Raw genomic sequence first — 22,248 nt, 5'->3', positions numbered from 1 at the left:
CGATGAAAGAGTAGAAAAAATGCTGACGCCTTTATTGAAATATCCTGGCGGTAAAACCAAGGAGCTGCCGCACATTTTGCCGGCCTTACCGGCGCAGATTCGCCATTATTATGAACCCTTCGTGGGCGGCGGCGCAGTGTACTTTGCAGTGGCCAGCCGCCGCAGTGCGACCATTGCCGGTTATTACATCAATGATCGTTCCGATGAGTTGATGCGGCTGTATCGCGCCGTGGCTACCGGGGATGAAAGCTTCTTTGCGGCGGTTGCGCGCATTGATGCAGCCTGGGTCGGGGCCGAAACCTTTGTCGATAAAATCCAGCCTGAGCTGGTGAAGTTTTTCGAGGTGCAGGTGCAAGCATCGGATCAGCCGCGGCCGCAGACTCAGACCTGGGTCGCGTCACATCAAGCCGCGATGACGGCCGCTTTTGCGCCAACGTTTGAAGATGGCCGGGGCTTCTTTACCGATTTGCCGGTGGCGATGGCCCGCAAGGTGAACTTTTTGCGCAAGCAGGCAGCCGCCGGCGTCACCATCTCTCAGGCCGATTTTGAACAAATCATTTTGACTACCTTCAAATCCTCGCTCTATGTGTACTACCGCGACTTGTTCAATCGCATTCCTGAGCTGGCGTTTACGCCAGGGGAGCAGGCGGCGCTGTACTTGTTCATTCGCCAGTACGCGTATTCCTCGATGTTCCGCTATTCCAAAACCGGGAAGTTCAATGTCCCGTATGGTGGCATGACGTACAACCACAACACGCTGGCCAGTCGGGTGGCGGAGTACCGCAACCCGGAATTAACCGCGCTGTTAGCCAATACCACGCTGGGCAATCAAGACTTTGCTGATTTTATGGCAGCACATCCCCCGGTGGCAGGCGATTTTCTGTTCCTCGATCCACCTTACGATACGGATTTTTCCACTTATGCCAACAACGAGTTTGGCCAATCTGACCAAGGCCGGCTGGCGCAGTATTTAATCCAAGAGACCGTCGCTAACTGGATGCTCGTGATTAAGAACACGCCTCTGATTGCGGCTTTGTATGAAGCAGGCACTGCCACGGCCAATGGCCAGCAGGTGTTCCTGCATGCTTTTGATAAATCCTACCTCGTCAACTTTAAGAACCGTAATGCGAAAGACGTTGAGCATCTGGTTATTACCAATTACCAGCTGCCGGAGCAAGAGCTGCTTTAGCGTCAACCCACGCGCCGCCACCGAGCCCTAGCCTTGGTGGCGGCGTTTTTGCGTGGAACGGGTGAGAGGAAAAGGAAATCGCCGTGAAAGGTTTCTCATGGACTTGGCTTGAACTCTCAGGGTGCCCTCACGCCGCTATGTTAGGCTTTTCAGCGAAGTGGAGGCAGGACGATGACAAGCAAACCTGAAAACACAGCGGTCAAACGGAATCTTCAAACCCGGCATTTGTCGATGATTGCCCTCGGCGGCAGTATTGGCACCGGCCTGTTTGTGACCAGTGGTTCCACCATTGCTAAAGCCGGCCCTGGCAGCGCTCTGATTGCCTATTTAGCCATGGGCATCATGGTGTATTTTTTGATGACCAGTTTAGGCGAAATGGCGACTTACTTACCGGTATCGGGCTCGTTCTCCGAGTATGCCACGCGATTTATCGACCCCGCCGTTGGGTTTGCGCTGGGGTGGAATTACTGGCTGAATTGGGCGATTACGCTGGCGGTCGATGTGTCCACTACCGCGATTGTGACGCATTATTGGCTGCCGCAGGTGCCGGGGTGGGCGATCAGCCTGTTCTTTTTGGCGCTGATTGTGACCTTGAACTTGGTGTCGGTCAAAGCCTTTGGCGAAACCGAGTACTGGCTGGCGATGGTCAAAGTGCTCACAGTGATTGTGTTTCTCGTGGTCGGGCTGCTTTCGATTGTCGGCATTCTCGGCGGACCGGCGGTAGGCCTGCGTAATTTTACCGTCGGCGATGCGCCGTTTCATGGCGGCTGGGTGTCGGGGCTGTCGGTCTTTCTGGTGGCGGGCTTCTCCTTTCAAGGCACCGAGCTGATCGGGATTACCGCTGGGGAATCGGCAACGCCGGAAACCAGTATCCCCAAGGCCATCAAGCAGGTGTTTTGGCGCATCATGATTTTTTACGTGCTGGCGATTGCCGTGATTGCTGCGCTGATTCCATATACGGATCCGAACTTGCTTGGCGCCAGTGAAGCGCATGTGGCGATGTCGCCGTTTACCTTGGTATTCCAGCGCATTGGGCTAGCCGGGGCGGCTGGGGTGATGAACGCCGTGATTTTGACCTCAGTGTTGTCCTCAGCTAACTCGGGGCTGTACGCCTCCACGCGCATGCTGTGGGCAATGGGCAATACCGGCATGGCGCCGCGGATTTTTGGCCGGACAAATGACCGCGGCATTCCGGTGCCAGCGCTGCTCTTAACCACAGCGGTGGGGATGTTGACCTTTGCTGCCAGCATTGTCGGCACCGAAGTCTATCAGCTGTTGGTGGCGTCCTCGGGGCTCACTGGATTCATCGCCTGGCTCGGCATTGCCTTCAGCCACTTGCGTTTCCGCCAAGCATTTATGAAGCAGGGTCATTCGGTGGATGAGTTGGTTTACCATGCGCGGTGGTTTCCGCTGGGGCCAATCGTGGCTGCGGTGATGGGACTGGTGATTGTATTCGGTCAGGATTTGCAGGCGGTGACGTCCGGGCAGTGGTATCGCCTGGCGATTAGCTACATGTCGTTGCCGGTGTTCATTGGGATGTTTGCCTACTACAAGATTAGGTATCGAACACATGTGATTCCGCTCGATCAGATCAAGTTGAAGTGAAGCAATAGCGCCGAGGCAATTGGCCCGGCGTTATTTGATTCCAATGCGGGGGACCACAGCAGCTAATGGTCATTGAAAATGGCGACCACTAAGGTTGTGGTGTGCCGGCCTCCGCATCAAGCGATGACTGCTAAGTGAAACTAATTGAGATGGACCATGCTGAATGGGTGGCGAACAGCGAAAGGATTTTTCAAGGCCGGGGGTTAAAATTCGCAAAATAAGCGACATTTTTCTGAAAATGATACAGCTTAATATATTAGAAAAAAGATATTTAGGTATTTTTTTAAAACTTAACCGCATAGAACCGCCTTTGTTGCCGATTGTAAGCGCTATCCATATAAAAAATACCAATAATATTTTACCTATCTATGCTAAAATGTGCCTGAACTTTATAATTTGAAAGGGGGACTGTCACCAAATCTCATTTGTAATACAGGCAACATCATGATGTTTGAGTTAACACGATTACTGTCATCAACTGATTTTATCAGTCGCATTATAAGCGACGAAATGACTAGGGTAGTCATTTCAGGAAACGCCGAGCGCACTTCCAATTCAGAATGGGGATTCTGATGGCTCGGCGCGAGACTGATAAATCACGATCCGACAAGGAGGAGTATTCATGCGTGATTCAAAAAGCCGACTGACTCGACCAGTCAAGGCCTTGCTTTACAGTACCTCAGTATTATCAATGTTTGTGTTATTCGGTGGCCGTATGCAGCAAGTGCATGCTGATACAACCCCGGATGGCACGGGCCAGACTCAAGCCGCTGCTAGAACTGAAGCAGCGCCGGTAACTGACCAAACCCAACCTGAGACGCCAGCTAGCGGCGACACTGCCGCTGAGACCCCGACCACTGCCGATGCAGCGGTCAGCGAGGCGCCTGCCGTGACGCCAGAGGCAACAAACGACGATGCTGCGGCGACCGCAACTGCGCCGAAACAGGATGTTTCGGCAACCACACCGACCGAAGAAGTGACCCCAAAATCAACCACTGAAACACCAGCAGCTGAGCCCGAGGACCCAGCGACTGATCCGGCCCAGGCGGCAGCGTTAATTAGCAGTGTCGTCAAAAAAGATACTTACTACGAGGTCACTTATGCTAGTGGCCTGGTCGCCCGGTTGTCGCTGCTTGAAGGCGACATCATGCGCTATTATGCCGACCCGACCAACACTTACGGCGACCCGGCGCAATCAGGGGAAAATCTGAACGCTAAGATTTTGACCAAAACGCCCGAGGAGTACGGCGCTGATGCTTTCACTGCTTCGACCCTGACCGATAACGATACCGAAACCGTGATTGATACCGGTGTCGTGCAAATTCATTTTGATAAGATCGCCGGTACAATGAGTGTTACCAAAGGCGATAAGACGATTCTGGCAGAGACGCAGCCCATTGAACTGACTGCGGACAAGAGCACTGAATATCTTGCACGCCATGACAATGAAAACTATTTCGGCGGTGGGACGCAAAACGGCGATTTTGCCTTGCTCGGTGAGAACGTCAAAATCGAAAAAGGCGGCTGGACAGATGGCGAATCCGCTTCGCCAGTGCCGTTCTACTGGTCCACGGATGGTTATGGCGTCCTGCGCAATACCTTTATGCCTGGGGCGTACAATTTCGACACGGCTAATGACGGTACCATCAAGCTCAGCCACAATGAAAACCGCTTTGATGCCTTCTACGTCTTCGCCGATACCGCGCAAGGCCTGATCAAAGGCTATTACGAGCTGACGGGCGCGCCACTGATGATGCCGGAGTATGGCTTTTACGAAGCCCACCTGAATGCTTTCAACCGTGATGTCTGGATTGAAGTTCCTGAAGGCACTCGCGGTGCATATAAGTTCCCTGACGGCAAGTATTACAAGGAATATAATCCGGAAAACATGCCTGAGAACCTGAAAGGCCAAGGTATTCTGGAGTCGCTGAACGGCGAAGGCACCAACGGGCAAGACAATTACCAATTCAGTGCCCGGCAAATGATTGATTTGTATGAAAAATACGACATGCCGCTGGGCTGGTTCCTGCCAAACGACGGTTATGGTGCGGGCTACGGTCAAACCGATACCTTGGCCGGCAACGTCGAAAACCTGAAGCAGTTCATCGAATACGCCAATGCGCATGGGATTGAAGTGGGTCTGTGGACCCAGCAAAATCTATCACCGGTTGATCCCGATAATCCGACCAACAAGGACCGCGATTTTGCTGCTGAAGTCGCAGCCGGCGTGGTGGCGTTAAAGACGGACGTGGCCTGGGTCGGCGCAGGGTATTCCTTTGGCCTCGATGGCATTCAAAAAGCCCTGGATATGATGGAATCTGTCGATGGGGATACCGTGCGGCCATTTGTGATCACCTTGCACGGCTGGGCCGGGACCCAGCGCATGTCAGGCATCTGGGATGGCGACCAAACTGGCGGCGAATGGGAATACATTCGCTTCCACATCCCAACGTACATTGGTGAAGGGCTGTCCGGCCAGCCGAACGTGGGCTCTGATACGGACGGTATTTACGGCGGGAATAATCCCATCATCAACGCCCGTGAATACGAGTGGAAGACCTTCACTCCGATTGAATTGAACATGGATGGCTGGGGTTCGCAGCAGAAGATGCCGTGGGTCTACAGCGATACCATCACCGCCATCAACCGCGCTTATCTGAAGCAGAAGACCATGCTGATGCCGTATATCTACACGACTTCAGAGCAAGCGATCAGCGATGGCAATCCAATGGTGCGGGCACTGCTCCTTGAATATCCGGATCTGCCGGAAACTTACACCGATCTGGTGCAGTATGAATACATGTGGGGCGACAACTTCCTGATTGCCCCAATCTATCAAAACACCGCTTCCGATGCGGATGGGAATGATATTCGCAATGGGATTTACCTGCCAGATCCTGACCAAATCTGGATCGATTATTACACCGGCAAAGAGTACCAAGGCGGTCAGGTCATCAACAACTTTGATGCCCCGCTCTGGAAATTGCCAGTCTTCGTCAAGGCCGGTGCGATTATCCCGACGGCGCCTGCCACCAACAATGCTACCCAATATGATGCCATCAAAGACCAGCGGCAGTTCCAGATTTATGCCAATGGCGATAGTAGCTACACGGTGTATGAAGATGACGGGTTATCCGCCAAGTATCAAAGCGGAGCTTCAGCAACGACTGAGGTGACCAGCAGCTTGAAGGGTACCGATTTGACCTTGACGGTGGCTCCAACGGTTGGCACTTATGCTGAAATGAAGACCGACCGGACCACCGAGTTTGATGTTCGCACCAAGACCACGCCAAGCACCGTCACCGCTACGATTGGCGGTCAGGCAGTGACCTTGAAGCAGGTCCAGACCTTAGAAGCCTTCGAAGCTGGGACCGATGTTTGGTTCGATGATTCGAACTATCTGACCAACAGTTATCTCGATGGCGTGGGCACCGATTTGGCCCAGCACTTCCTGCGCCTGAAGCTGCACGCGGTGGATGTGACAAAGGATGGGATTGAAGTTAACTTCAGGGGTATCGACACCAGTGCCACCCCGGAAAATCCAATTTTGACGCCATCGGATGCGATTGCGACTCCGAATACACCAACCGCTGATCCGATGGCCATCACGACCACTGAAATTCCAGTGACCTGGAATGAAGTAGAAGGGGCAACTGGCTATAACCTCAAGGTCGATGGTGTGCTGTACCGCGACATGAAAGCTGCTAATTACACCATTGATCATGTGTTGCGCGGCACCAGTCACACCATTCAAGTCCAGACCGTCACCGCCGATGGGGTTTCCCAGTGGAGTGATGAGGCGACCTTTGAAACCAGCAATGATCCGCTGCGGGATGTGCTGAAAGTGGTCAAGGCTGAAGCGAAGGACGCCGATGGCAATGAAGCCAAATGGCAGCCCAACACCGAGTTCAAGTATCTGTTTGACGGCGACACGACGACCATGGCGCATTCTGCTTGGGATCTGACTGACGCCACCCCAATGTCGATTTATGCTTACCTCGACGGTGACTATGCGCTGGATAGCATTGTCTACACCCCGCGGGACAACGGTGGCAATGGTAACCTGAAGAACATGGACGTTTACGTCAGCGACGATGGCATTACCTGGACTAAGGCCGGCAGTGCGCAGGGCTGGAAGCAAACGGCGATGCCACGCAGCATCCAACTCGCTGATGGTACGCATGGTTCGATTGTGCGCTTTGACATTCCGAAAGGCGCCGGTGTGAACAACAACGTTTCCGGTAATGAAATTCAGATTTTCAAAGTGCCTGGGGCGTTGAAGCAAGTACCGGGCGACATTTCCGGCGATGGGCAAATCTCAGACAACGACATTCAATCGCTGAAGCAGTATTCTGGCTTGAATGACCAAGATGCGGCCTTTGACCAAAATGGTAAAAAAGGCGATATTGACGGCTCGGGCGTGGTCGATGCGGCCGATGCCAACTTTATCTTGGGCCAGCTTGGTGAAACCCCGGCTGGCACGGATGCCAAGACCCCAGCTGGGACGATTGCGTTGCAAGCCGACCGCACCACCTACCACCCTGGGGATACGGTGACCTTGACAGTGACCGGCTATGGTTTGAGTAACGTCAATGCCTTATCCGTTGCCTTACCGGTTGATCCAAGCGTCGGCACGGTCACCGGCATTACCGGCGGCAAGCTCACGGCAGGGATGGAGAACCTTTCCCGCGTCGCCACTCACACCGATGGCTCAGTCGAAGCTTATCTGATGTTTGCGAATAAAGGCGAGCAACCGCGGCTGGCCAGCAGCGGTGAAATTGCCACGATTACGCTGAAGTTGAACGCCAACCTGACTGGGCCGTTGCAGTTAGCCTTAGTCAACGGCGAACTGGTCAACCAAAAGTCGCCAGTCGCCAAAGCCGATACCGGCACCGGTATCACCCTTGAACAAGCGGCAGTCGACTTAACCGCCTTGGCGCAAAGCGTTAAGATTGCCGGCGCCTTGGATCCAGCCGACTACACTGCCGATTCGTTTGCCGCAGTGACGAAAGCTAAAGCCGCTGGTGAAGCGCTGATTGCGGCGCCGGATACCGCCACCCAATCGAATGTGGCACAGGCACAAGCAGATCTGGTCGCTGCGATTGAAGGACTTACGCCAGCGGTGCCAGTGGACACCACCATATTGGCTGGACTGATTAAGACCGCGCAAGCGCTGGATCCGGCGGTTTACACCCCAGAGACCAGTGCTAAGCTGACCGACGCGTTGGCCGCGGCAGAGGCAATCGGAGCTGACGCCACCCAAGCAGCCGTTGACCAGGCGAGTCTGGTCTTGGCCACCGCCTTGACTAACTTGACGCCGCAAACCAGCCCGGCCGCCGTCGCGATGCTGAATCAGCTGGTTGAGACCGCTGGCAAAGTCGATACCGCGCCATTCACCTCGGCTTCTGCGCAAGCGTTAGCCGCAGCGTTGACTGCTGGCCAGCAGGTTGTAGCTGATCCTAAGGCGACCGACGCTGAATTAACCAAAGCGGCCGCAGCGTTGAGTGACGCTTTGGCCGGCCTGAAGCTCAAGGCAGTCGTCAATAAAGCCGCTTTGCAACTGACGGTGGCGAACGTGGCAGCGCTTGAGGCGAATAAGTATCTGCCAAGCAGTTTCGCCCCGGTGACGAAAGCACTGGCGGCAGCCAAGGAAGTACTCGCTGACCCAGCGGCGGATCAAGCTGCCGTAGATCAAAGCATCGTGGCCATCGTCAAAGCGTTAGCGACACTCCAGCCAGCTGCTAGCCAAACGGCTAAAGCTGACCTGCAGGCGTTGATTGATCAAACCAACCAGCTGGACGCTAATGCTTACACCGCTGCCAGCTATGCGCCAGCCCTTGATGCGGCTGCAGCAGCCGCAATAGTGCTGGCTGATGCTGAAGCAACGCCAGCGCAAGTTGCGGCAGCCCAAGCGACTTTGCAGGCAGCCTTAGCCGGTTTGACCCGAGTAAAAGAAACCACGGATGAAACCACGCAGACGCCTACGAGCGAACCAGACGACCGTAGCCAGCCTCGCCAGTCTGGCGATACGGGCAAGCAAAAGTCTGGTCAGGCAACCAAGGCAACGAAGACGACCAAGACGACGAAGGCGACCAAGGCCGTCAAAGCTACGAAGCCGAAAAAGGACGATGAGACTTTACCGGCAACCGGGAACACCCATGCTAGTTGGCTGACGGCGCTAGGCCTTTCCCTAATGTCACTGCTGGGCTTAGCTGGTATCAATCGTAAACGGATTTAATCCCCTAAATCCGACCATTTCAATTTCTCCCTGAATCAAAAGCACCGCTCCTTACGCATGAGGGGCGGTGTTTTGCGTTACTTGGTGGTGGCAGTACCGGAAGTGGTGGTGCCTTTGTAAGCGTTCAAAGCAGACTGAAGATCCTTGTCCTTGATTTTGACGTTTTCGTCTTTCAGCACTTGGCTGATGACATTCTTCATCACCGTGGTGCTGGATTCCCATTTTTGGTACAGGAAGGCAGTTAACGCGGCTTTGCTGGCCTTGAAGGTACCTTTGGCGGGATGTTTGATCATTTGAATGACCTCATAGCCGCTGGTGGTTTTCACCGGGGTCGTGGTGAACTCGCCATCTTTTAGCTTGTAAGCTGCATCCTTGAAGGTGGAATCCACGTTCTTGTCCGTGCTGTCAAACGCCGCCATTTTGCCGCCGGTGCTGGCGGTGGTGTTTTCCACCGAGTATTTCTGCGCTAACTCGGCAAAATCGGCGCCTTGCTGCAGCTGGGCGATGACGGTTTTAGCCGTGTCCTCGCTGGTGGTGAGGATATGCTGCACCGTGATTTTCGGTTGATACGTCTTCCAGGCGTCCTTAAGTTGGGCGGTGGTGGGCTTGATCTGGGCCTTCAAGGCGGCTTCACTCAGGTAGTTCAGACGCAAGGTTTGCTTGAAGGTCTTTTTAGTGTAGCCATTTTCCTCTAAGTAGGCTGCGAATTGATCACCATACCGCGATTGATAGGACTTGTAGGCAGCGGTGACTTTGGTTTCATCAATCTTGTTGCCATAAGCGTCTTTCATGGCCCCGTAGATCAGAAGATTGGCCAAGACTTGTTTTGCACTCGGCTCGGCTTTTAACGCCTGATAAAAATCCTGCTGAGTAATTTTCTTTTTGGCATACTGCGCCACGACCTGCTGATTGGCCTGATCGGTTTGTGAAGCTTTGCCACAACCGGCCAACGTCAGCATGACCCCCAGGGCGACTAGCACCCGGGTTGGTTTCAAAATTGTCTTCATGAAGATACTCCTCCCCGAACATGTGCTTCTGATTGTACCGCCAGAGTTAATGAAGAGCAACGTTATTCCTAATATTTCTCTCATTTTTCTTGAAGATTCGCTAAATACTGGTAATTGTTGGATACAAAGCCGCCATAGATTGGCGTTTCTGACTGAGAAATAGATTCTTGAAAACGAATTAAGACAGGATAAAATTTGAAGAATATTAAAACTTTCTTTGAGAAATAGGTTGCAAATTAGATTTTTCCACATATAATCATTCTTATCATCACTTAATCAAGATGGTGAGGTTTGAGTCACTCTAGGGGGTAAATGAATGAATAGGACAAGCAAAACGATTGTGACGGCGCTTGCAAGTACTGCTGTTTTGGGGGCATTGGCCTTGTCGCCAGTGTTCGAACTGCAGGCTAAAGCAAGTGTCGATAGCCAGTCTAAGGCGAAGACGAAGGCCGCGGCGACTTTAGCGACGCGCAGCAATGCCAAAGCCAAGGCGTTGGCAACCACGGCGGATACCACTGCCAAAGCCGTTGAGGCGCAACTGGCCGCGCGTGGGGTTAACTTCACCAAGTTGACCACCGCCCAGCAAAAAGACACTTATGTTGATGTCATTATTCAACTGGCTGCCGCGCCTGCCGCTGAAAATGGCAGCTTGAGCACCAATGCCAGCACCGCCGAAATTCAGGCGGCCACCGAGAAAGTCATTGCTGCGCAGGCTAGCACCAAAGCGGCAGTGGCGGCCATCACCGCCCAAGGCACTGGCGAAAGCTATGGCTATGTCATCAACGGCTTTACCACCAAGGTTCAGGTCAAAGATCTGACCAAGTTGGAACACGTCGCCGGCGTCAAGTCGGTTTCGATTGCTAAGGTTTATTACGCCGCTGAATCTTCGGCCAACGATATGGCTAATGTTTCCACGGTTTGGTCCAACTACAAGTACAAAGGTGAAGGCACAGTTGTTTCGGTCATTGATACCGGGATTGATCCGAACCACAAGGACTTCCGGTTGAGTGATGCCAGCACTGCCAAGTTGAGCGAAGATGATGTCAATGACTTCATCGGCAAGACTGGCTACGGCCGTTACTACACGTCCAAGGTGCCTTACGGGCATAACTACGCCGATAACGATGAAATTATCACCGATGACAATCCGGAAGAGCAACACGGGATGCACGTTGCCGGGATTATCGGGGCGAACGGTACCGGCAGTGACCCGACCACGTCAGTTGTTGGGGTGGCGCCAGAAGCGCAGCTCTTGGCGATGAAAGTCTTCTCCAACTCTGACACCGCGGCCACGACGGATTCCACTTCGGTCGTTGGGGCGATTGATGACTCCGCTAAGTTGGGTGCGGATGTCTTGAACATGTCGCTGGGTTCTGCTTCAGGCAAACAAAGTGACGATGATCCAGAAGTCGCTGCAGTTGAAACTGCCATCAATGCTGGTACCGCCGCCGTCATTTCCGCCGGGAACGACGGGACTTCTGTGTCTGACCAAGATGGCACCAATGTCGATTACTTCGGCAATCCGGATATGGAAATGATTGGCACCCCAGGCACGGCGCGGCATGCGACCACGGTTGCTTCTGCGGAAAACACCAAGGCGATCAACAACGCCATCACGATTTCCGCCGATGGTACCACGATTTTGGGCCCATCCATGACCGAAACCGGCACCGGCTTTGACCTGACCGCCTTTGACGGCAAGCAGTTCTACGAAGTCAAAGATGCTGACGGTAACCTCGGCATTGGCACGGCTGATCAGTTCACCGCCGATGTGAAAGGCAAAATTGCCATTGTGAAGCGCGGTGACATCAACTTCACCGAAAAGCAGGCCAACGCGAAAGCGGCTGGTGCGGCTGGCGTCTTGATTGTTAACAATGCCGGCGGCAATGAGGCCTTGACGTCTGTGGCCTACGATGCTGGTTTCCCAACTGCTGGTTTGTCCACCAATGATGGGGACAAGTTGGTGGCTTATCTGGCGGCTAACTCGGATGCCACCTTCAACGTTGAAATCGGCTTGAAGCAAATGGACAACACGTTGACCGCGACGGATGCCATGTCCACCTTCAGTTCCTACGGGCCAACGTCTGACTTGTCCTTTAAGCCTGACATCACCGCCCCTGGTGGCAATATCTGGTCGACCCAAAACAACAACGGTTACACTAACTTGTCTGGGACGTCCATGGCCTCACCATTTATTGCCGGTTCCCAGGCGCTGTTGACGCAGGCCATGAATGACGAAAATGGCCAGTACTATGCCTTGTATCAAAGCATGACCGCTAGTGAACGTGCGGCCTTCATGAAGACCATTGAGATGAACACTGCCACTGAAATCACTGACGTTGACCGCGATGCTGTCATCGAATCGCCACGGCGTCAAGGCGCGGGGATGGTCGATGTGGACGCAGCCATTGATGCCATCAGCAAGAACCCATCTACGGTCACTGGTGCCAATGACTACCCAGGCGTTGAACTGAAGGACTTCGACGAAGCCACCCATCAGTTCACCTTGAAGTTTACCAACCGCACCGATCAGCCAATCACTTACACGCTGAAGGACAACGCGAAGCTGACGGCAGTTTATACCTCCGCTACCGACGCGCAGACCGCGACGTTGTATGACAAGGCGATTGCTGGGGCCAACATCAAGGCCGATTCCACGATTGCCGTACCAGCAGGAACCACCCAAGAATTCACCTTCACCTTCACCTTACCAAGCGATTTTGAAAAGGATCAATACGTTGAAGGCTTCCTGAATTTTGAAGGCTCCGATAACTCCAAGCTGAGCATCCCGTACATGGGCTTTTACGGCAGTTGGGGCAATCCACAACTGTTCGATGACTTCAACGGGGTTACCTTCACGCCAACCACGACCGGCAACACCGGGACGATTGTCAATGGCGGGAATGATGAAGATGGAGCCATCAGCAATCCTGGTCTTACCACCGACGCGCAGGGCAATTACGTCATCGATACCAACAACATTGCCTTCTCCACGGCACCAGGCGCTGACATTGCTTGGATTCAGCCTGAATACTGGATGTTTCGGAATGCCAATGACGTTCAGACCCAGCTGTTGGACGACCAAGGCAACCTGCTGACGACCTTCTCCACCTATAAGGCTGCCACGAAGAGTTACTGGTACGCTAATGGTCAGAAATACGAAAAGCTGGATGGGGCGGAATTCGACGGCACGTACTTCGATCCGCAAACCAATCAAACCGAAACCCTGCCTGATGGCACTTACACCTACCGCGTGGTTGGCACGCCAGATGGCACCGACAAGCAGCAAGTGCTTGATTTCAAGGTAAAAATCGATAGCGTTAAACCTGACGTCCGCAACCTGAAGCTCACCGCTGAAACCGACCAGGATGGTAACAAGCAATACTATCTGACGGCTGAAGCCTTCGATAACTTCAGTGGCCTGGACGGTTCCGCCAACACAGCCATTAACGGTGTGGAAAATGACGGCGACCAGGATCCAACCAGCTACGACACCGAAGGCACCACCGCTGACGGCTACACCAAGATCAAGATCGCGCTGAGCGATGCGCAGGTCAAGGCCTTGGCTGCTGGTCGGAATAGTCTTTCTATTGCCGTGTTTGACAATGCTTCGAACTCAGCCACGACTTCGGCTACGGCCCAGAAGCCAGGCGAAGCCAACGGCGGCTTGGTCATCAACCAAGGCGGTTTGCCAGACAAGATTACGACGCAAACCAAGGGCCTCAACGATGATGGCACCGCGTTTGAGTTTGGTGGTAATTACCTGGTTGAACCAAGCTTCACTTACACCGATGCTGATGGCAACGAACATGACGGCACAGTTGATTTTGCCGATGATAATTCTGGTAACTTTACTGCCGATCTGCCAGTCAGTGATGACGATTACACCACCACGGTTAAGGTTTATACCGATGACAGTAAGCAAACCTTGCTGTACGAGAAGCAGATTCAAGTTGCGATGAAGGCCCCTGAGATCGATGCCTTGGCGGTTGACGGTCAGGCCACCTACAAGCAAGGGGACCAAGCGGCCACAACGGCGCAGTCTTCCGAAACGCAAGTGACCCTGACCGGGACCGTCAGTGACGACACGCAAACCGTTCAGGTGGCCATTGGTGACCAAACCATCGATGCCACGGTTAACGCTGATCACACCTTCACCGCTGATGTGCCGATCGCTGGTGGGGATAACACCGCTAAAGTCACCGCCACTGATGCCGACGGTAACCAAACGGAGGTCGATCAACCGATTACTTCCAGCAACTACGGCGTGGTCGCACCGTCCAACAAAGACGTGACCTTCGATGATGGCATTGCCTTCGGGTACAACTACATCGCAGCGGATACTAAGAATTATGATCCGGCTACCGGCAAGATTACCATCACCGGGAAGGTCGCACGGCCAACCACGAATCTGACCATTGGTGATCAGAAGGTGAAAATCAACTCTGATGGCACCTTCAGTGTCACCCTGGACATCGGCCAGCATCACGGCAATAACTTTGGCGTTTTGATTGGCGATGACACTTCCACCACCACGATTCAGGAACGGATTAGCCTGTACGTGGATGCGAACTTGCCGACGCTCACGGTGGATCAGGCCAAGGATACTGATGGCGATGGGGTCAATGACACCATTACCACCAGTAACCCGAACTTTACCCTCACCGGGAACGTTAAGGACGACAACACCTACGCTGACTTGTACATCAACGACAGCAACGTCATGGCCGGCTATGGCGACGTGGACTTCAACGCCGACAAGGGCTATGACCAAGACTTCAGTCAGACTGAAACCTTGAAGCCAGGCAAGAACACGTTCAACATCTACGCTCAGGACTACATCGGCAACAAGACCGCAGTCCAAACCATCGTGGTCAACTATGTGCCTGCCACGGCTGAAGATACGGCCGCGTTGAAGGATGCGAAGGCAAAGCTCAAGGCCACCTTGACTGAAGCGCGCGCACTCGGCGCTACCGGCGACTACACGCACGAAACCGCAGCGGTGCTTGCCAGTGCCCGGAAACAGGCGCAAACGGTCCTGAACGATAAGGATGCCACTTTGGCTGACGTTCAAGCCGCGCAAACCGCGTTGGATGACGCGATTGCTAAGTTGGAAAAGAAGGCTACCACCACCACGCCAACGGTTGATCCGAATGCGGATATTCTCGCCGCCATTCAGGAAGCTAAGCAAAGCCTTGGCACCACCACGGGTGAAACCACAGATCCAGCCACTGGCCGGACTTACTACGGTGATTTGGACAACTTGACCGCTGAAGTCAAGGCTGGCACTGTGACCCCAGAAGAAGCGAAGAAGCAATTGAATGCCTTCTTGAACCAGGCCACCACGCTTGATGAAATCGCCGCCGCGAAGCAGCAAGTGGCTGCTGCCGGGTTAGGCGAAACCAAGGCCCCATCAGGTCGCACGTTCAACGGTGACTTCGATTACCTATACAACCAAGCCAAGGCCGGTGCTTTGACGCCGGAACAGGCAACGGCACAGCTGAATGCATTGATTGATGATGCACTGGACACTTTGGCCAATGAAATCAAGCAGGCGACCCCAGGAGCCACCGGCAATAGTACCGACGCTGCCACTGGTCGCAGTTGGTACGGCGATGTCGACAATGCCCATAACACCGGCAAAGCCGCCACGACGCCTGATCAAAAACTGGCCCAGTTGGCCGAACTGGCCAACTTTAAGCCCCTGATTGCAGCGCAGGTTAAGGCCGATGCTGCCGCCGCTTACGCCCAGGCGCTGGCGGCCAAGAACGAAGCCGCCGCCGCGAAGAACACCGCGGCCAACAACACCCGTTTTGGCGGGAGTGATGTCGAAGGCGCAGCGGCGAAAGCCAATGCGGCTGCCGCAGCGCAGGCGGCGAAGGAAGCGGCTCAGGCCAAACTCCTTGCTCAGCAAGCTAAGGTCGCTGCCGCGGCTGACGCTCAGGCCAAAGCGGCCGCTGCGGCGCAGCCAAAGCCGCTTGCGACCACGGGCGCAGCTAAGGCGACCAAGCTCAGCGTTGCCACGGACACCAAACAACAGGCGGCATTACCAGCCACTGGTGACCAAGCCCAAACTGGCTTGATGGCCCTCGGCGCCGCCATGATTGCTGGCGTGCTGGCCTTCTTCGGTAAGAAGAAAGCGGACGAGCGTTAATCGTCCCACTGTCATACATGCACCACGGAAAGAGCCTCTACGGAGGCTCTTTTTGCTGGCTTTTGGACCCTAAATCTGCTATGGTTGAGGCAAAGAAAATCGTATGTATCAAGAGTGTTGGTAGTGGCTATGCACTGTGACCAACCGGCAACGTACCGAAAGGCAACGTGCCCCACCATAGACGGATGCAGATCACTTCGGGGGTCGTGCATTTGATGTACGACTTTTTTTAATCTTATTTTAGGAGTGATCAGATGATTACATTAGTTGATGGCGCAGTCCACGACATCCCAGTGGGGGCGGCAGTGGTGCCGGCTTATATGGAGCAAATCGCTAGTGCGACTGCGGTGAACAGCATCGGCCTGGATGACTACCTGGCGGTGCGGGCAGTAGCTAGTCCCAACCAGCGGCAGGCGCTAGATGACCTCGTGGTGGCCAAGCTGACCGCCGCGGCGCAAGGGCTACAAGGCGCGGACTCAGCCTTGCCGAAGCAGCGAGACACCCGCAAGTGGCAGGCCAGTGACGTTCGACAATGGCAACACGCGCGAGCGGCTCAGATCACCCGCAATTGGTTGGCTGATTTTGCGGCTAATTCGGCAGTGCCAGCGCGCGTGAGACTGGCTGCCACGCTCGGCTAGCCCCAAAAATTCAGCTTGATTTGAATGAAGCGACGGCACGGTTTAAGGTGCAGTCGCTTTTTCATTGACTCAAACCGAAGTAATGAGTCAATCTGTTGGTAGACCTGGTTTTTGCTGGCTTCGTTGGTTGACTCGATTCTCATTGACTCGCCAGTCGATGGCTTCTACACTGGGACCATCAAAGCATAAGAGGAGGAGATAGCGATGACAGAGGTCGTTGCAATCGATCATTTAACCAAGCGCTTTGGCAAGTTTCAAGCGCTGAAAAATATCACCTTTACCATTCACCCCGGGGAAGTGTTTGGCTTTATCGGGCCGAACGGGGCGGGGAAATCCACGACGATTCGGATTTTACTGGGGAACCTCAAGGCCACTTCCGGTCAGGCTACCATTTTTGGCCAGTCGGTGTGGACCGACGCCGTGGCCATTCACAAGCGGATTGCGTATGTACCAGGGGATGTTGACCTGTGGCCAAATCTGACAGGCGGCGAGATTGTGGATCTGCTGCTGAAACTGAGCGGTCAAAACCATACCGCCCGCACCGACGAGCTGATCAAGAAGTTCGACCTTGATGTGGCCAAAAAGGCGCGCACGTATTCAAAAGGGAACCGCCAAAAAGTGGCGTTGGTCGCCGCTTTTTCCACTGACGCCGAGTTGTATATTTTTGATGAACCGACCAGTGGCCTCGACCCGCTGATGGAAGAGGTTTTCCAGCAAGAGGTCTTGGCGTTGAAAGCAGCCGGCAAGAGCATTCTGTTGTCCTCCCATATCTTGAGCGAAGTGGAGCGGATGTGTGATCGCATCGGTATCATTCGCCAAGGTGAAATCATCGAAGTCGGCAGTTTGGCGTCCATGCGCAAACTCAGCCGGAGCACCATTCACGTGCAAACCAAGCAACCACTGACCGCCATTGCGACTTTGCCGGCCGTGCATCAATTCAAAGCGGAAAGTGACACTAAGGCGGAATTTGCCGTGGATAGTGAAGCCGTGGGCAGCGTGATGGACCAGCTGAGCAGCCTCGAAATCGTGCAGCTGCAAAGCACCCCGCCGACGCTGGAAGATTTGTTCCTGCGTTATTACAACAAAGAAGGTGAAGCGGATGCCACACAGCACGTTTAATCGCACCGGCACCTTGCTTAAACTAGAGCTGCGGCATGACTGGCTGAAAATCGTGCTGTGGCTCACCGGCTTGGTGGGTTTGATGGCGGCCGCCGCGGCGAAGTTCGGCGGCATTTATGGCACTCAAAAGGAAATGGCCACGATTGCTGTGACCTTGAAGACGCCAGCCATGGTCTCCTTGCTGGGCCCCTTTACCGCCAAGCCGCCTTATACGACGGCACTGATCTACGGCAGTGAAATGATGGTGTTCATGGGTCTTTTCACCGTGATGATGAACATCCACTTGGCCATTCATGCCACTCGCAGTCAGGAAGAAAGTGGCCTGACCGAACTCATGCTGGCGCGCAGTGTGGGCCGGCAGGCGCCACTGCTGGCGGCCATGTTGGAACTGGTGATTGTCAATGGCTTGGGTGGGGTGCTGGAAGCGCTCAGCCTGCAAGCGGCGCAAATGCCTGGCGCCACTGCGGCAGGGAATTTGCTGTTTGGCTTGGGTCTAGCCGCCTTTGGCCTGATGTTTGGTAGCTTTAGTTTGCTGTTTGCCCAGCTGGCCAGCACCAGCCGCGGCGCGCTGATGCTCAGTTACGGTTTTCTAGGGCTGGTGTTCATCGCCCGGATGGGGACGGATGTTCAGAATCCTGATTTAACCTGGTGGACGATTTTTGGCTGGATTGAAAAAATGGAGCTCTACACCAACAACACCTGGTGGCCGGTGCTGCTAATGCTGGCAGGCGCTGTGGTTGGCGGCGCCTGTGCCGTGGCTTTGGCCGCGCGGCGCGATTTAGGCGCCGGCTTGATTGCCCCGAAGCCTGGCCGCAAGCGCGCCAGTGCGTTCTTGCGCGGACCACTTTCCTTGCTGGCGCGAGTCAACCGGACCAGCACCATTGTTTGGCTACTGGGCCTGGCACTGCTGGGCGCCAGTTACGGTTCCATTTTCGGGACCGTGGGGGATTTGGTCAAAACGAACCCAGTGCTGGGCAAGTTACTTGGCGGCGCGGCAGTCGCGGCGGCTAATCGCGCCGTGGTGCTGGCCATGGCCAACAAGCTGGCGGTGATTTTCGTCGTTGTGGCCACGATTCCAGCAGTGATGATGATTTTGAGCTTGAACCGCGATGAGCAAAAAGGTTTGCTGACCTTGATGCAGGCCAAGCCCATCGGCCGCTTGCGCCTGGCCTTAACTTCTGCCGGTTACGGTTTGGTGGTGGGCTCCGCGGCCTTCATTGCCGCAATTTGGGGTATGGCCGCGGCGGGTCAGCAAAGCATGACCATCACGATCACACTGGCGCGGTTCATGCGCAGTTTTGTCGGTTACTGGCCAGCGCTGCTGGTGGTGTGCGGGTTGGCGATGCTGCTAGCCGGCCTGCTACCAAAATGGCAGACTGTGATCTGGATTGTGCCCATCTATGGCGTGATTTCGCTGTACTTGGGGCCGCTGATGGATCTGCCAAAATGGGCCCTGAAGCTGTCACCGTACGGCTGGGTCAACGACGTGCCAGTGGCCGCGATTAACTGGGGCACCTTTGGCTGGATGACGGCGCTCGGCGTGGTGCTGCTAGCAGTCGGCCTGTGGGCTTATCGGCGTCGCGATTTGTTGATGAATTGAGGTGAGCAAAATGACCCCAGCAACTATCGGCCAGCCGGTAGTCAAAGACCCGGCCAAAGTGGAACGCATTTTGCATGCGGCGCTGACGCATTTTGCTCAAATGGGCTACCGCAGTGCCAAAACCGACCTGATTGCTGCCGACGCCAAGGTGTCCAAAGGCTTGCTCTTTCACTACTTTGGCACCAAGGAGGCGTTATATCTCGCCACGGCGCAGTGGGTGTTTCAGCGCCTGAATGAGGTGGCGGATTTCAGCGTCTGGCAGAATGCACCTGATTTGGAAACCATGGTCACTCGGGCGCTGCGCTATAAGATTGCGCTTCAGGTGGACTATAAACCTGAGTTCGCCTTTGCGATGTCGTTGTATGGTGGCGGCTACCCTAAAGCTCTGGCCCCTGAAATTAATCAGCTCATGGCCGGCGAAATGCAGCTTGTCAGCCAAGATCTCCTCGGTCCCGTGCTTGACCGGATGAAGCTCAAGCCTGAGGTGACCCCGCAAATGGTGAGCGATTTGATTGCAGCGATGAACGACTTGATTGCCAGCAAAGCGCGGCCGTTTCTTGATGCCCATCCTGACGCCCAAGTGGCCGACCTTGAGTGGTTGGTCGACGAAGTGAAAAACTACATGCGCATTTTGGAATACGGGTTTATTCAGCAATAACCAAGCGGCGCAGTCAGTGATGGCTGTGCCGCTTTACTGTCTTCATAAGCTGCCGCCTTTCGATTCTGCTGGAAAATGCGGTATACTTACTTTTAGCAAGTCTGAAATGAGGTGAGCATGTGAAAATCGGATTTATCGGCACCGGCATCATGGGGACCGGCATGATTACCAACCTCCTGCAAGCCGGCTACGAAGTCGTGGTGTTCAACCGTACCAAGGCGCACGCTGACAAGGTGTTAGCCGCTGGCGCTACTTGGGCCGATTCGCCTGAGCAAGTCGCCGCTGAGGCAGACGCAGTGCTGTCGATTGTGGGCTTTCCGCAGGATGTCGAGGCGGTTTACTTCGGCGAGCATGGCGTCTTGGCCGGCGCCAAGGCCGGACAGGTTTTGGTGGATATGACGACCAGTGCCCCAGACCTCGCTAAGCGCATTGCGCAAGCGGCAGCTAAGCAAGAGGCAGTGGCGCTGGATGCACCGGTATCAGGTGGTGACATTGGCGCCAAAAACGGAACCCTCACCATCATGGTTGGCGGCAATCAAACGGCCTACGAGCAAATGAAGCAGGTCTTTGCCGCCATGGGCAGTACCATCAATTACTTTGGCCCGGCTGGCAGTGGTCAGCACACCAAAATGGCCAATCAAATTATGATCGCCGGCACCATGACCGGGCTCAGTGAAATGCTGGTGTACGCGAAGGCTGCGGGGCTCGACTTGGATAAGGTCTTGACCACGGTGGGCGGTGGTAGTGCCGCTAATTGGAGTTTAACCAATTATGGCCCGCGGATTTTAGCGGGGGACTACACCCCAGGATTTTTCGTGAAGCATTTCGTCAAAGACCTGCGCATTGCCCTTGAGGCCGCCGACCAGATGCACCTGGATTTGCCTGCCACCAAACAGGCCAAGGCGCTGTACCAGGCGATGGTGGACGCCGGCGAAGGGGACTTAGGCACGCAGGGTCTGATTACGCAGTATGCAAGTTGGCAAGCATCAGCACCAAGAAAGGATTAACCATGACAAAATTTAACAGTTTACAGGATACTTACACGTTGAGTAATGGGGTTAAAATCCCAGTTTTGGGCTTCGGCACGTGGCAAACGCCAGATGGCGATGTGGCCAAGCAAAGCGTTGAGGCCGCAATCAAGGCCGGCTATCGGCATATTGATACCGCGGCGATGTATGGCAACGAGGAAACGGTTGGTGCCGGCATCAAAGCTAGTGGCATCAAGCGCGATGACTTGTTCGTCACCACCAAGCTGAACAACGACGCGCACCGGTTTGATCTGGTGCAGGCCGGCATTGATGCGTCCTTGACCAAATTGGGCCTGGACTATGTTGATTTGTATCTCATCCACTGGCCAAATCCTGTTGGCTTCCGGGACAGTTACCCAGACAGCCTCGCCGACACCTGGCGGGGGATGGAAGCCGTGCTCAAGGCCGGCAAAGCGCGCGCCATTGGGATTTCGAACTTCCGCCAGCAGCATATGGATGTTTTGATGAAAAATGCCACGGTGACACCGATGGTCAACCAGATTTTCCTGAATCCAAGTGACTTGCAGCCTGAAGTGACGGCGATGAATGAAAAGTATCACATGCTGAGTGAAGCTTACAGCCCTCTTGGCACCGGCAAGTTGCTGGGCAATGAGCAGGTGGCCGCGATTGCCAAGCACTACGGCAAGTCGGTGGCACAAGTGCTGTTGCGTTGGTCCTTGCAGCATGGCTTCCTGCCGCTGGCCAAGTCCGTGCATGAAGCGCGGATCAAGGCCAATACCGAGCTGTTTGACTTTGACTTGACCGCGGATGACATGAAGGCGCTGGACGGCTTGCACGGCATTGCCGGGCTAGCCACCGATCCTGACACGACGAATTTCTAAAACCTACTGGCCGCCGACCGCAATGGTTGGCGGCTTTTTGATTCGACGAATTGTCAACTCAAGTGCAACTTTTTACCCAGGAAGACTTCTGATGGCGTCTTCCAGCCTAAGACCTTGCGTGGTCGGTTATTCAGTTGTTCAATATAAGTCTCAATTTCCTGGTCGCTCTG

11 protein-coding genes and 1 pseudogene are annotated in these 22,248 nt (G+C 54.5%); 10 read left to right on the top strand and 2 right to left on the bottom strand.

Annotated features, from left to right (window positions below; translation table 11 throughout):
- Positions 1-19: 19 nt before the first annotated feature.
- The 3 genes from AAA927_RS10655 to AAA927_RS10645 all read left to right on the top strand — a co-directional run bounded on the left by AAA927_RS10655 (position 20) and on the right by AAA927_RS10645 (position 9,032).
- Positions 20-1,189: a DNA adenine methylase gene (locus AAA927_RS10655; RefSeq protein ID WP_338217812.1), complete on the top strand. Its 1,170-nt coding sequence runs from the start codon at positions 20-22 to the stop codon at positions 1,187-1,189.
- Positions 1,190-1,360: 171 nt separating this feature from the next.
- Complete coding sequence (locus tag AAA927_RS10650; protein WP_338217811.1) at positions 1,361-2,794, top strand: amino acid permease; 1,434 nt, start codon at positions 1,361-1,363, stop codon at positions 2,792-2,794.
- A gap of 622 nt (positions 2,795-3,416) precedes the next feature.
- Complete coding sequence (locus tag AAA927_RS10645; RefSeq protein ID WP_338217810.1) at positions 3,417-9,032, top strand: TIM-barrel domain-containing protein; 5,616 nt, start codon at positions 3,417-3,419, stop codon at positions 9,030-9,032.
- A gap of 77 nt (positions 9,033-9,109) precedes the next feature.
- Here AAA927_RS10645 and AAA927_RS10640 read toward each other — a convergent pair whose 3' ends face one another.
- Complete coding sequence (locus AAA927_RS10640; protein WP_338217809.1) at positions 9,110-10,039, bottom strand: peptidylprolyl isomerase; 930 nt, start codon at positions 10,037-10,039, stop codon at positions 9,110-9,112.
- Between the two features lie 316 nt (positions 10,040-10,355).
- Here AAA927_RS10640 and AAA927_RS10635 point away from each other — a divergent pair, with 316 nt between their 5' ends.
- From AAA927_RS10635 to AAA927_RS10605, 7 genes are all read left to right on the top strand, one after another.
- On the top strand, positions 10,356-16,193 hold the full coding sequence (locus AAA927_RS10635) for a S8 family serine peptidase (RefSeq protein ID WP_338217808.1): 5,838 nt from the start codon (positions 10,356-10,358) through the stop codon (positions 16,191-16,193).
- Between the two features lie 254 nt (positions 16,194-16,447).
- Entirely contained in the window at positions 16,448-16,831 is a 384-nt protein-coding gene (locus AAA927_RS10630; protein ID WP_338217807.1) for a hypothetical protein, read from the top strand.
- A 204-nt stretch (positions 16,832-17,035) separates the two neighbouring features.
- Complete coding sequence (locus AAA927_RS10625) at positions 17,036-17,950, top strand: ABC transporter ATP-binding protein (RefSeq protein WP_338217806.1); 915 nt, start codon at positions 17,036-17,038, stop codon at positions 17,948-17,950.
- The gene (locus AAA927_RS10620) at positions 17,931-19,550 is read left to right on the top strand and encodes an ABC transporter permease (RefSeq protein ID WP_338217805.1); all 1,620 of its coding nucleotides are present in this window, start codon (positions 17,931-17,933) and stop codon (positions 19,548-19,550) included. The genes AAA927_RS10625 and AAA927_RS10620 overlap by 20 nt, the downstream gene beginning before the upstream one ends.
- Positions 19,551-19,560: 10 nt before the next feature.
- Positions 19,561-20,208 carry a TetR/AcrR family transcriptional regulator gene (locus tag AAA927_RS10615; protein WP_338217804.1) on the top strand — a complete coding sequence of 216 codons (648 nt, stop codon included), beginning with the start codon at positions 19,561-19,563 and terminating at the stop codon, positions 20,206-20,208.
- Positions 20,209-20,327: 119 nt separating this feature from the next.
- On the top strand, positions 20,328-21,215 hold the full coding sequence (locus AAA927_RS10610) for an NAD(P)-dependent oxidoreductase (protein WP_338217803.1): 888 nt from the start codon (positions 20,328-20,330) through the stop codon (positions 21,213-21,215).
- Between the two features lie 2 nt (positions 21,216-21,217).
- On the top strand, positions 21,218-22,078 hold the full coding sequence (locus AAA927_RS10605) for an aldo/keto reductase (protein ID WP_338217802.1): 861 nt from the start codon (positions 21,218-21,220) through the stop codon (positions 22,076-22,078).
- 53 nt (positions 22,079-22,131) lie between these two features.
- On the opposite strand, the pseudogene AAA927_RS10600 reads toward AAA927_RS10605, so the two are convergent.
- Positions 22,132-22,248: pseudogene (locus AAA927_RS10600) on the bottom strand (IS30 family transposase); the annotation flags it as partial.

The organism is Lacticaseibacillus salsurivasis, assembly GCF_036246225.1.
In the GTDB taxonomy this organism is placed as follows: Bacteria; Bacillota; Bacilli; order Lactobacillales; family Lactobacillaceae; genus Lacticaseibacillus; species Lacticaseibacillus salsurivasis.
The sequence above is the reverse complement of the archived record's forward strand: the minus strand, read 5'-3'. Positions and strand labels throughout refer to the sequence as shown.

Bases quoted from the DNA above. Each gene is read 5' to 3' on its own strand.
- AAA927_RS10655 (WP_338217812.1), top strand. From the start codon at position 20: ATGCTGACGCCTTTATTGAAATATCCTGGCGGTAAAACCAAGGAGCTG.
- AAA927_RS10650 (WP_338217811.1), top strand. From the start codon at position 1,361: ATGACAAGCAAACCTGAAAACACAGCGGTCAAACGGAATCTTCAAACC.
- AAA927_RS10645 (WP_338217810.1), top strand. From the start codon at position 3,417: ATGCGTGATTCAAAAAGCCGACTGACTCGACCAGTCAAGGCCTTGCTT.
- AAA927_RS10640 (WP_338217809.1), bottom strand. From the start codon at position 10,039: ATGAAGACAATTTTGAAACCAACCCGGGTGCTAGTCGCCCTGGGGGTC.
- AAA927_RS10635 (WP_338217808.1), top strand. From the start codon at position 10,356: ATGAATAGGACAAGCAAAACGATTGTGACGGCGCTTGCAAGTACTGCT.
- AAA927_RS10630 (WP_338217807.1), top strand. From the start codon at position 16,448: ATGATTACATTAGTTGATGGCGCAGTCCACGACATCCCAGTGGGGGCG.
- AAA927_RS10625 (WP_338217806.1), top strand. From the start codon at position 17,036: ATGACAGAGGTCGTTGCAATCGATCATTTAACCAAGCGCTTTGGCAAG.
- AAA927_RS10620 (WP_338217805.1), top strand. From the start codon at position 17,931: ATGCCACACAGCACGTTTAATCGCACCGGCACCTTGCTTAAACTAGAG.
- AAA927_RS10615 (WP_338217804.1), top strand. From the start codon at position 19,561: ATGACCCCAGCAACTATCGGCCAGCCGGTAGTCAAAGACCCGGCCAAA.
- AAA927_RS10605 (WP_338217802.1), top strand. From the start codon at position 21,218: ATGACAAAATTTAACAGTTTACAGGATACTTACACGTTGAGTAATGGG.